Raw genomic sequence first — 10,693 nt, 5'->3', positions numbered from 1 at the left:
GTCTCATCGTCCGTTCCTTTGAAAGGCTACGATGACCCAGAAAACCTCCTCTCTCAATTAGCCCAATTCTGTCTCATTGGTGCTGACGCCGAACAGTCGGCCAGATCCTGCCTGCCGTGCAGCGTGGTCAGGCTGCGGCCAGCATCCGCCCGGAACAGGGGGAAATGCAGATAGTCGATATGGAAGTGCAAGATGTCGAATTCGTCAGCGCGCTCTCGAATCTTGTCGAGCATGACCATCATATGGGGGATCGTATCGCGGGCATCCGGATCGAGGCGTAGCGCCTGCGGCGTACAGGCGACGAGTTCCGCGGACGTCATGGAGTCCCCGCTCGCAAACAGCGTTACCTGATGTCCCTGCCTGACCAGCTCTTCGGTCAAGTACGAAACAACCCGCTCCGTTCCGCCGTAGAGCCTCGGCGGCACGCTTTCGAAAAGCGGAGCAACTTGCGCGATCTTCATCCTCCTGCTCCTTTTTCAGTGAGTTGCTCTGAAGTCGGCCGGCTCGGCACTTTCCTTGCGCGCTTTGGACGCGACCTCTGCATTCGAATGCCGACTCCGCTACCGCTTCGAGCGTCGGCGGACCCAAAGCCATAGAAAGTTTCCCTTCGAAACGGCCGTCCGATCACGACGCCGCCAGCGACGAATGCCGGCGGATCGCTCGCGGGAAATGAGTCCTGCAGGGCCACATCGACGAGACCATCCCTCACCTGTAATCCTGGCATGGTCGAGCCTCCGATATTCCTGAATTCGTCATGGTCCGAGGAGCGCGGCCTTTCGGGTCGCGAGAAGTAAATTGGTTTGCTTCACATCCGGCGCAAGAGCTTGAACACGCCTCTTGAAACGGCTGAAGCCGCTTCTAATTTCATTGGCGCACGCGCGGAACTGCGCTGCACCGGGCGCCTTCTATAGGGTCCGGTGATCGGGCGCCGGGCACAGTGTCCGGCGTCGTAACCATGTTGCTCAAGAGGAGGATGTGGCTATGACCACCTTTGATCTTGCCCCCTTATGGCGTTCGACTGTTGGTTTCGATCGCCTGTTCGATCTGCTGGAGGATTCCGCCGAGTGGGCGGGCGGTAACTACCCGCCCTACAACATTGAACGAGCCGGTGACGATAGCTACCGGATCTCGCTCGCCCTGGCCGGATTCTCGCCAGACGAAGTATCCGTTGTGGCGGAGCAGAACGTGCTTACCGTGGAAGGTCGCAAGACCGAGAAGGGCATGCACCAGTACCTCTACCAGGGTATCTCTGCGCGTCCGTTCCGGCGGCAGTTCAATCTGGCCGAATACGTCCAGGTAAAGGGCGCCTCGTTCGAAGACGGCGTGCTAAAGATCGATCTCGTGCGTGAGGTCCCCGAAACAATGAGGCCTCGCCAGATCCCGATCAACGCCGTCAACGACAACAAAAGACTCGAGCACACGCAGACGGCCTGATCATCTGGCCACCCGCTGACTCGGCCCGCGGCGCGGTGCCGCCGCGGGCAGGTTGCTCGTCCACGAGGACATCGCGGAAGCCAATTATCAGCCCCAACGCTCATAGGCACGGAGGTCTCGATGAACAATGTCCATGAAACCTGTTTCGAGGCGCCCGCGACGCCAGTCACCCGGTCGGTCTTTCCGGCCGATGCCCATGCGCTGATCTTCAGGCCTGCTCATTCGGTAACGATGTCGGCGCCTAGGCGAAAAAATCAATGGAAGCTGCAATTCGAGCGCCGCTCGTGACCGGCCCCCACGGAGTGGTCCGATTGGAATGTTAGTTTAGAAATTGCTTGGAGCTGCCCCGTTTTGTGGTCCAGGTCCTAGGCAATTTCTCGGGCTATTTGAGTTTGTCGTGCGAACTCGTTCGGGGTCAAGTTGCAGAGCGAGGTATGGGGTCTGTCGTTGTTGTAGTGGCGCCTCCATTCGTCGAGTCGATCGATGGCGTCAGCCATCGACAGGAACCATGATGCGTTGAGACATTCTGCGCGCAGACGACCGTTGAAGGCTTCACAAAATGCGTTGTCCGTTGGCTTTCCGGGTCTGGAGAAGTCGATCTCCACGCCGCTAAGGTGTGCCCATTGATCCAGCATTCTACCGGCAAACTCCGGGCCATTGTCGCAACGAACAGTCTGGGGTTTGCCGCGTTCCGTTACCAGCCGCTCAAGAACATCGACGACCTGGAAGGCTCTAAAATTCGTTCTCGGAACGATCGCAAGCGATTCTCGTGTGTGGCAATCGACAATGGTCAAAAGCCGGAACGGGCGGCCGTCAAACAGTGCATCCGACATAAAGCCCATCGCCCAGTATTGGTTCACGCCGGCGATCTCTGGCCGACCCGAGCGATAGCGCCAGGCTCGCTTGCGCTTCGGTATTTTCGACCTGATGGAGAGCCCTTCTTCGCGATACAGCCGGTAGGTTCGCTTGTGGTTTAAACGATAGCCCTCCCGCAGCAGCAGCACATGGAGACGCCGATAGCCATAGCGGACCCGACTGGCCGCCAGATCCTTCAACCGCATGCGCAGTTCAGTTTGCGGATCACCGCGCGACTTGTAGCGCTGCGAGGATCGATGAAAGCCGGTTGCCTTGCAGGCCCGTCGCTCGCCGATATCGTAGACCTGCTGCAGATGGTGCACGATCTCGCGCCGGACGGCGGGCCTTACCATTTTTTTCGCAGGACATCCTGCAACATCGCTTTGTCCAACGTGAGATCCGCCACCACCCGCTTCAGCTTCGCGTTCTCGTCTTCAAGCTGTTTCAACCGACGGATCTCGGCGACGCCCATGCCGGCGTAAACTTTCTTCCACCGGTAGAACGTCGGCTCTGAGACCCCCATCTTGCGGCAGATCTCCTCGATCGGCGTGCCGCTGTCAGCCTGCCTCAGCGCAAAGGCAATCTGCTCCTCCGAAAACCGCTTCCGCTTCATGGCATCCTCCCTTCGTGGGGTTCAGAATGCCCGAAAAAATTGCCCTCAGCATGGACCAGTTTGGTGGGGCAGGATCAGGTCAGGATCAGGGCGTCGGCGCGATCACAGCTCTATCGGTTGCGTCGGTCTTCGATGATCCCGAGCGCTTCAAGCGATCGTCGAGCGCAGGCGCTTATCTCGGATTGACGCCGCGCCGCTACGAGTCAGGCGAAGTCAGCCGGAATGGGCGGATCTCCAAACACGGAAACCAGATGACGCGTAAGCATCTCTATGAGGCCGCCACGACGTTACTCACCAGAACCAAGGCCTTCTCGACCCTCAAGGCCTGGGGCCTCAAGCTCGCCAAGGTTGCCGGCTTCAAGAAAGCGCGTGTCGCTGTGGCACGGAAGCTCGCCGTCATTCTCCACGCAATGTGGAAGACAAACACCCCGTTCCGTTGGAGCGCTGTGGCCGCATGACCATATCCATGCTGCGCTGACAACGTTTCCAACAGCGCGTCCCGCCGGGACGCATGGCGCGGATCAGGCCGTCCCTTTGAATGTGGCATCACCGAACTTTCCATGATGACCACGTGGACCACTTCGGCCGATCCACCATCCGACGCCAACATGCGGCGATGCAGACCATCGACCGCGGAGAGAACTCTGAGCCCGGCGAGAACGCCCAGTCGTGGAAGAAAAGCTATTGACGAGCGCGATTAGAGAACTTCAAAGGGGGCAGATCAATATGATCGAACCGTCATGGTCACGCTTTGAAATTAACAACCTTTCCTCCGTCCATCGGGCCTTCGAGGTCTCTACTTGGTGCGAGGGACACCGCTATCTCAAGTAATCAAGGCGAACTTGGCGATCGGCGATGGCTTATAAACACTTCGATTCCGTCCGGATTACGCAAAATCTGAAGCGAAACATTATCCTCATGTCGGTATAGAGCGAAATCGATCCTAGCACCGCCAAGTTCGAGGTTGCGCAATACAAGCATATTCAGAAATCGCGGCAAAATAGGGTCGATGAGGCGAATACAATTACATTCAGGTTGAAACTCCAGCCCAAGACAAGCTTGCAACATGGCGAACGGCGCGCCGCAGGCCCATGCCTGGGGCGAGCAGGCCACGGGATATAACGTGGGTGCCTGACCTCTTCGCCGCCGAAAGCCACAAAATAATTCCGGCAATCTGCGCAAGTCCATATAGGATGCTGTACTACTAATGGCTTCAAACACTCTGCACGCGGCTATCTTATACCCGTACCGTGCCATTCCGACAGCAATGAGCGCATTGTCGTGCGGCCAAATGGACCCATTGTGATAGGACATCGGATTATAGCGATTCTCACCAGCGGCGACGGTGCGAATTCCCCATCCTGAGAAGAATTGAGGTGTCATCAGGCCTTGGATGATCCGCTTCGCTCGCTCCGGCGATGCCATTCCACCGAACAGCACATGACCAGCATTCGATGTCCGCACCCGACATGGATTTCCTTCGCCGTCGAGCGCAATCGCGTACGTATCTATCTCGTCGCACCAGAAAGCCTTTTCGAAATGCGACGCCAACGTCTCCGCTTCTCCTTCGAGCCGATCGGCATGATCTGCAGAACCGAGCTTTCGTACCGCCTTCGCAATCGACCGTTTGGCGGCATAGACGTATGCCTGAACTTCCGCAAGAGCGATCGATCCCTCTGCGAGGCGCCCATCGGCATGAAATACAGAATCGAAAGAATCCTTCCATCCCTGATTGACAAGGCCTTCGGTATTGTTGCGGGAGTAACGGAGAAAACCGTGATCGTCCAACGCAGAGTGTTCGTCGATCCACATAAGCGCCGCTTGAATATTGGGCCACAATGATCGAATCGTTTCCATGTCTCCGGTGCGCTCGGCATATTCGCCCGCAAGCAGAACGAACAACGGTGTGGCGTCAACACTTCCGTAGTAAAGTCCGAACGGGATTTCGCGCAGGCGCGCCATCTCGCCGGCCCGCATCTCGTGAAGAATTTTTCCAGGCTCAGCGTCATTGAGTTGATCGGTCGATTTGGCCTGAAACGCGGCCAGTCGCGTTAATACGCCCTGCGCCAGCCGTGGTTTGCACCACAACATCTGCAACGCAGTGAGGATGCCGTCGCGACCGAACGTCGTCGAATACCATGGGATGCCCGCATAGGGATAATCTCCTTCTGGGGTCTCGGTTGTCAGCATCCGAAGATCCCAAAGCGATCGCGCCAGAATTTGATTGATGACATCGCTCGACGTACCGATTCCCACGTGGTCCAATTTTTCCCTTCGCTGTGAACGTGAGGCCTGTGCCATTCCCTTAAGAAATGGCACAGGCGGATCGTCTGGTTTGCCGTTGCATTTTACTGTGAGAAAGATTGATTTACGCTGCCTCGGATCCAGCGTCATATCGTATGCGGCATAGCCATCGTCCATTTGGTCCGGCACAGGATCAAAAGACAGCGATGTACTTCGCTCCTCAGCGTCAAGGCCTTCATAGAAGAGATAGACGCTGTTCTCCCGGATGACCGATGGGCGGCGAGTCCCGCGCCGCACTCTTCGCATCCCGCGCACTTCGAAAATGTCGGCAAAGTCATTTGCGAACGCGAGTGAAACAGTGATCGACACGCGCTCGCTGCCGTGATTGCAAATTCTAAAACGAGTGTAAAAGTGGCCCTGCCAGATAAAGCTCGTTCGGATGATGTGGACGGTATCCTTCGGAAGAACAAGCTGGTCTCTGACGTAGATATCCGAATTTGTGAGATCTGCCATAAGAGCCGTGTTATCATCCCGCACAGTCGAACCTAGCAAAAGCGGCTCCAGTCCATTCACCGTCAGCTTCAGACGGGACAAGTATCGAGTGTCGCAGTTGAAAATTCCATCCGGATCTGACGAGGTGCCGATATCGCCGTAATTGTCTACCACAGCAAAGGTGTCATTCGCTTTGAGTATTCGGCGCGGACGCGCGATCGAGCCCATTGCAGGGATATAAAACGGCGTTTCTTGAGGCGAAATGGCGCCACGTGCTGCATGAGATAGAACGACCACAGGACACCTCCGACGAACGCGACATTGGTCATGATTGGAACGTGTGCATCAATTGCAGAGGCGTAGCATCAAGTTTCCTCTAATTTTGCGCAATCAGATTCATATCCGATCGGCTTACACTCAGTTCGTTACCAGCCGCGGCGGAGCGCCCTTTTCTGGACGCCTTGACTGGCAAACGTTCTGGTAGGCTCTCAGATAGTCCAGCGTCATACGGTTCGAAGCGTTGCTCAAACGTTGAACGCACTTTGCCACGCGAGATCGAGGAAATGTTGTGATGGCACCTACCGCGCTAATTTCGTCCTCGACCACAAATCCCGTTACTCCATTCTCGATGAGCTCTGGGATCGCCCCTATATTGTAGGCAACCACGGGCGTACCGCATGCCATAGCTTCGATAATCACGAGGCCGAAGGGTTCTGGCCAATCAAAGCGATCGCGCCGCTCAGAAAATCCGATTTTTCCGCGTCCGAAATTTCGCCGATGAATTCGACATGCTTCTTTTCCAGCAGCGGGCGGATGCCATTCCTAAAATAGCCGAGATCGGCCACATCGACTTTTGCCGCTATCTTGATGGGAAGGCCGCATCGCTCTGCGATGTGAATGGCGCGGTCGAGACGTTTTTCCGGAGAAATGCGGCCGAGAAATGCAAGGTAAGATGGGGTCTTCAGCTTCGGCGTCAAAAGGTTTTCTGGAAGGCCATGATAAATTGTGTCAATCCAACGCGCCTTCTGAACAGGTCGCCTCTGCGCATTCGAGATTGAAACTAGCGGGATGGATAAAAATGTATCAAATATCGGCTGATGCTCTGGCAGATCCAAGCGCCCATGCAGTGTTGTAATGAAAGGCACTGGCTGGCGTGACATTACCGAGAATGGATAATAATCGAGGTGAAAATGAAGAACGAAGACGCGGTCCAAGACCGTTACCTTCGTCCGCCAAAATCTCCGGAAGCAGCCGTTCGACCTTGCGTCGCCCTTGAGGCGCAGTGATGCCACGCTCCAGCAAGAGCGCACGCAACTGGTTGATCAATGCTGTCCGCTCCGCAACCAATCGCCCGCGGACACGATGCAATGACTGCACTTCGAGCTGCGCCTCGCTCTTGATCTCTACAAAGCGCATTGTCGGCCGGGTGGCTGCTTCTGCGATCGCTTCCGCGTCTCGCTCGTCATTCTTTTGCGCCTTGACATAGGGGCGGACATATTCCGCTGACATCAGTCGTACAGCGTGGCCTTGTGTAGCGATCTGCCGGCCAAGATGATGGGCCCCACAGCACGCCTCCATCGCCACCATGCATTGCTGCAGCTGTGCCGTAAACGGCAACACAGACTCTCGTTTCATCCGCCGCCGAAGGACAATTGCTCCGCTCTCATCCAGCCCCGCCATACTGCAAAGATTCTTGCCGAGGTCGATGCCAACCATCACGATCTTCATGACTCCGCTCCTTCTCACTGGGGACTCAGAACCGGCATTCTACCTGCCGGTCCCGCTGGGAGGGGGCGGGCCATCCCATAAACCTAAACACGAACATATTGGTGATGCAGTCCGCCCAGAATGGCGCGTGAACAAATGACACCGGTTCGCTGAACCGGCCTAGAGACCGGCGCATCCTTGTTCACAAATCGATGGGTCCTGACACGGTTGTAATACTCGGCATAGGATTTGAGTGTCCGGCGCAGATGCGCCTCGCCCAAGACAATGACGCGGTCCACACATTCTCGCCGGATCGATCCAATCAGCTGTTCGGCATAGCCGTTCTGCCAGGGCGAGGCTGGTGCAGTCGGTTTGTCTCGGATGCCCATGGCGCGCAGTCAACGTTTGACGACGGCGCCATAGATCCGATCCCGATCGCGGATGAGGTAGCGCGGGGCTTCGTCCCAAGGAAGGCCTCTGTTAACTGGCGTACAATCCATTCAGCTGTCGAGTTTGTTGTGTACGTTGATCCAGACGAGGTCTCTGCGGTCTAGCCGAACGATGACGAAGGCATAGAGCAGGTCGAAGCCAATGGTCGGAGCAACGAACAAATCCATGGCCGCGATATCTGGGGCATGATTGCGCAGAAAGGTACGCCCTCCCTGACTGGGCGGCCCCGCCGCGTGATCATGTACTTGGCGACGCTCGACTGCGCGAGCTCAAACCCGAGCTTGAGAAGTTCGCCATGGATACGCGGCGCTCCCGAAAGCGGGTTCTCGACGCTGATCCGCCGGATCAGCGCGCGCAGGTCCGTCTCGATCTGCGGCCGTCCTCCCAGCGATCGTGACTTCCACCCCCAATAGCAGCAAAAGCCCGCCCGATGCCAACGCACGAGCGTCTCGGGACGGATAATCATGAGGGCCCGCAGGATCGACGGACACCACCGATACAGCTGGATAAAGAACCAGCGGTCGTTGTACGTGAGCCGGACGCGACCATGCAGCCTACGCTTCAAGACAATCAAATGATGTCGAAGCACCGCGTTCTCAGCTTCAAGCCGCAACTTCGACTTGAATGGCGAGGCCAGGACGGCCAGAACGAAACAAAGCAACCCGATCATTCCGCCAGCTTAGGCGATTCCATCACGTCATCAACTCGGATAAGGTTTCGGTACACACAGGAGCACAGGCGCGCCTGATCGACACCTTCCATTCCGACCGGACCTTGTCGACAAGTTCGCGCTTGCGGCCAGGCCTCAAAGCTTTTTGAAAGCACGTCCTGCAGCATTGCCTTGTCGAGGGACAGGTCCGCGACAATCCGTTTCAGCTTGACATTCTCGTCTTCGAGCTGACGTAAGCGCTTCATCTCCGATGGCATAAGCCGGCGTATTTCTTCCGCCAGTTGCAAAACGTCGCGTCACTGATGCCAGCCTTCCGGCAAACCTCCGCAATCGGCGTGCCGCCCTCCGCCTGCTGCAAAACGAAGGCGATCTGCGCCTCCGTGAACTTCGATGCCTTCATGGAATGCTCCTCGCCCCAACAGGGGACCATAAGTGGAAATTCCAGTTCAGATTGGCCTAATTTGCAGGGAGCACGTCAGATCTTATCGCGTTTGCGGCGCGTTGACCGGAGACCGGACGATCAAAGTCTATCGATATAAAGCCAATACGCGCAGCTCATCTCATGGGCAGGATAATGCATCCTCGCGCCCGTTTACGCCGCAGTCCAACCTCCGTCGTGCGCTATCAATTGGCCGGTGATGAATAGGGACGCATCGCTAGACAAGTAATGAACTAACCCGGCTAGTTCGTTGGGGCTTCCAAGCCGCCGGAAAGGTGTACGACGCAAGATGGCATCATTTAGCAATTGAGTCTCGGAAATCGACGCAAAGGCACGCCGCTCCTCGCCGAGTTCAGTTCCGCTATGAAAACCCGGCGCTACAGCGTTACAACGAATATTGTCTGCGGCATACTCTGCGGCCAGTTGTCGGGTGAAACTCGCCATGCCTCCCTTCGAAGCGGAATATGCTGCGCTTATGGCTGACGCTCCGGGATAAAATCCGACTATTCCCGTTATGGAAGCAATATTAATGATGGATCCGCCTCCCTTCTCCATCATGTAGGGTAGCACCGCCTTGGCGCAAAGATATGTTCCTCGCAAATTGATGCTCATCACTCTATCCCAGTCCGTGGTAGGCAACTCGTGGATGCGTACCGGACGCGTGCTAATGCCCGCATTGTTGACGAGAACATCGATCCGACCAAATGTTTTGATTATGCTTTGAACCGCATCATTCAAGATATTCTCTTCGGAGACATCGGCAATGTAGACGTCTGCGACTCCACTGGATCGCTGGATCGCAGAGACGGTTTCACTGGCACCACGCACATCACGATCAAGGCAAGCAATCGACGCTCCGGCGCTCGCAAGCGTCATGGCAAACTGGCGGCCCAACCCACCACCTGCGCCCGTCACCAAGATAACCTTTTCATGAAGACTAAAGGGTGAGCTGGTCGACATATGCTAAATCTCCCGGATATTACCGACCCAGAAATTTGAGCACGGCCTGAGAGAATGCCGTGCTTTGCTCCACATTAGAGATGTGGGCTGCATCTAACACCGCGAGTTTCGCACTCGGAATTTGACTTGCGATGAACTCAGCGTCTTTTAGCGGAGTCGATAGATCCCGTTCGCCTGCGATCACCAAAGTTGGGTTCTTGATATCTGCAAGCAAATAGCGCTGGTCGAGGCTACTCAAGGCTTCACAAGTTTGGATATAACCATCTTGGGAAGTAGCCAGCAGCATGGCCTTCATTCGCTCAGCAATAACCGGCTCTCTCTGGCGAAAATCTGCCGTAAGCCATCCTGATACGACACGCTCTGCAATCGATTCCATACCCCCGTCTTTAACCGCCTGAATCCTATCAAGCCAGAACGCCGGGCTGCAGTAGTAACAAGTTGTGTTTGCAAGAATGACTTTGTCGAACCGGGAAGGAACATTGGCCGCGAGCCATTGTCCAATCATTCCACCAAGCGAAAGTCCGCACCAGTGCGCTTTGCCGATGTCCAGAGCGTCCATTATGGCCAGAATATCACCCGCAAACTGCGCCACTGAATACGAACCTTCTGGAACAGCCGAGTTGCCTTGGCCGCGACAATCGTACCGAACGATCCGATAATCCCGCGTCAAAGCAGCGACCTGCGAGTCCCACATTTCCAACGAGGTCCCAAGCGAATTCGACAATACGATTGTCGGCGCAGTCGCAGATCCTTGAACTTTGACGCGGAAGGAGAGGCCATTTGCATCCACTTGCATCGCAGTACACCCCCAAGCGTAGATCTCAGTTTA

9 protein-coding genes and 4 pseudogenes are annotated in these 10,693 nt (G+C 56.0%); 3 read left to right on the top strand and 10 right to left on the bottom strand.

The window, feature by feature from the left end; genetic code table 11:
• Positions 1 to 95: 95 nt before the first annotated feature.
• Positions 96 to 461 (bottom strand): annotated as a pseudogene (locus HNQ36_RS25555) (glycosyltransferase); the annotation flags it as partial.
• Between the two features lie 520 nt (positions 462 to 981).
• Between HNQ36_RS25555 and HNQ36_RS25550 the strand changes: the two are divergent.
• Positions 982 to 1,434 carry an Hsp20 family protein gene (locus HNQ36_RS25550; RefSeq protein WP_184090657.1) on the top strand — a complete coding sequence of 151 codons (453 nt, stop codon included), beginning with the start codon at positions 982 to 984 and terminating at the stop codon, positions 1,432 to 1,434.
• 120 nt (positions 1,435 to 1,554) lie between these two features.
• Positions 1,555 to 1,722 carry an ETC complex I subunit gene (locus HNQ36_RS25545; protein ID WP_019196038.1) on the top strand — a complete coding sequence of 56 codons (168 nt, stop codon included), beginning with the start codon at positions 1,555 to 1,557 and terminating at the stop codon, positions 1,720 to 1,722.
• Between the two features lie 77 nt (positions 1,723 to 1,799).
• Here HNQ36_RS25545 and HNQ36_RS25540 read toward each other — a convergent pair.
• Positions 1,800 to 2,902 (bottom strand): IS3 family transposase gene (locus HNQ36_RS25540; RefSeq protein WP_152343899.1). Its coding sequence is split into 2 segments (ribosomal slippage): positions 1,800 to 2,641 and positions 2,641 to 2,902, totalling 1,104 coding nucleotides; the frame shifts between segments, so codons are not numbered across the junction.
• A 26-nt stretch (positions 2,903 to 2,928) separates the two neighbouring features.
• On the opposite strand from HNQ36_RS25540, the gene HNQ36_RS25535 reads away from it, so the two are divergent.
• Entirely contained in the window at positions 2,929 to 3,360 is a 432-nt protein-coding gene (locus tag HNQ36_RS25535; protein WP_019196035.1) for a transposase, read from the top strand.
• Between the two features lie 373 nt (positions 3,361 to 3,733).
• Here HNQ36_RS25535 and HNQ36_RS25530 read toward each other — a convergent pair whose 3' ends face one another.
• The 8 genes and pseudogenes from HNQ36_RS25530 to pcaD all read right to left on the bottom strand — a co-directional run bounded on the left by HNQ36_RS25530 (position 3,734) and on the right by pcaD (position 10,660).
• Positions 3,734 to 5,866, bottom strand: coding sequence for an amylo-alpha-1,6-glucosidase (locus HNQ36_RS25530; RefSeq protein WP_019196034.1), 2,133 nt, complete (start codon positions 5,864 to 5,866; stop codon positions 3,734 to 3,736).
• 189 nt (positions 5,867 to 6,055) lie between these two features.
• A pseudogene (locus HNQ36_RS26735) lies at positions 6,056 to 6,837 on the bottom strand (glycosyltransferase); the annotation flags it as partial.
• Positions 6,833 to 7,366: pseudogene (locus HNQ36_RS25520) on the bottom strand (IS110 family RNA-guided transposase); the annotation flags it as partial. The pseudogenes HNQ36_RS26735 and HNQ36_RS25520, both read right to left, overlap by 5 nt.
• An 83-nt stretch (positions 7,367 to 7,449) precedes the next feature.
• Positions 7,450 to 7,734, bottom strand: coding sequence for an integrase core domain-containing protein (locus HNQ36_RS25515; protein ID WP_082757661.1), 285 nt, complete (start codon positions 7,732 to 7,734; stop codon positions 7,450 to 7,452).
• Positions 7,735 to 7,895: 161 nt separating this feature from the next.
• Positions 7,896 to 8,465 (bottom strand): hypothetical protein, encoded by a 570-nt coding sequence (locus HNQ36_RS25510; protein ID WP_051488557.1) that lies wholly within the window; start codon positions 8,463 to 8,465, stop codon positions 7,896 to 7,898.
• 64 nt (positions 8,466 to 8,529) lie between these two features.
• A pseudogene (locus tag HNQ36_RS25505) lies at positions 8,530 to 8,865 on the bottom strand (transposase); the annotation flags it as partial.
• Between the two features lie 192 nt (positions 8,866 to 9,057).
• Positions 9,058 to 9,864, bottom strand: a complete 807-nt coding sequence (locus HNQ36_RS25500; protein WP_019196031.1) for an SDR family NAD(P)-dependent oxidoreductase — start codon at positions 9,862 to 9,864, stop codon at positions 9,058 to 9,060.
• A 19-nt stretch (positions 9,865 to 9,883) separates the two neighbouring features.
• Positions 9,884 to 10,660, bottom strand: coding sequence for a 3-oxoadipate enol-lactonase (gene pcaD, locus HNQ36_RS25495; RefSeq protein WP_019196030.1), 777 nt, complete (start codon positions 10,658 to 10,660; stop codon positions 9,884 to 9,886).
• Positions 10,661 to 10,693: the final 33 nt, after the last annotated feature.

Source organism: Afipia massiliensis, assembly GCF_014203115.1.
In the GTDB taxonomy this organism is placed as follows: Bacteria; Pseudomonadota; Alphaproteobacteria; order Rhizobiales; family Xanthobacteraceae; genus Afipia; species Afipia massiliensis.
This window is presented reverse-complemented; position numbering and strand designations above follow the sequence as displayed.

What these genes read in the sequence shown, in the direction of transcription:
- HNQ36_RS25535 (WP_019196035.1), top strand. Translation starts at nt 2,929, where the DNA reads ATGCCCGAAAAAATTGCCCTCAGCATGGACCAGTTTGGTGGGGCAGGA.
- HNQ36_RS25530 (WP_019196034.1), bottom strand. Translation starts at nt 5,866, where the DNA reads ATGGGCTCGATCGCGCGTCCGCGCCGAATACTCAAAGCGAATGACACC.
- HNQ36_RS25545 (WP_019196038.1), top strand. Translation starts at nt 1,555, where the DNA reads ATGAACAATGTCCATGAAACCTGTTTCGAGGCGCCCGCGACGCCAGTC.
- HNQ36_RS25550 (WP_184090657.1), top strand. Translation starts at nt 982, where the DNA reads ATGACCACCTTTGATCTTGCCCCCTTATGGCGTTCGACTGTTGGTTTC.
- HNQ36_RS25500 (WP_019196031.1), bottom strand. Translation starts at nt 9,864, where the DNA reads ATGTCGACCAGCTCACCCTTTAGTCTTCATGAAAAGGTTATCTTGGTG.
- HNQ36_RS25515 (WP_082757661.1), bottom strand. Translation starts at nt 7,734, where the DNA reads ATGGGCATCCGAGACAAACCGACTGCACCAGCCTCGCCCTGGCAGAAC.
- pcaD (WP_019196030.1), bottom strand. Translation starts at nt 10,660, where the DNA reads ATGCAAGTGGATGCAAATGGCCTCTCCTTCCGCGTCAAAGTTCAAGGA.
- HNQ36_RS25510 (WP_051488557.1), bottom strand. Translation starts at nt 8,465, where the DNA reads ATGATCGGGTTGCTTTGTTTCGTTCTGGCCGTCCTGGCCTCGCCATTC.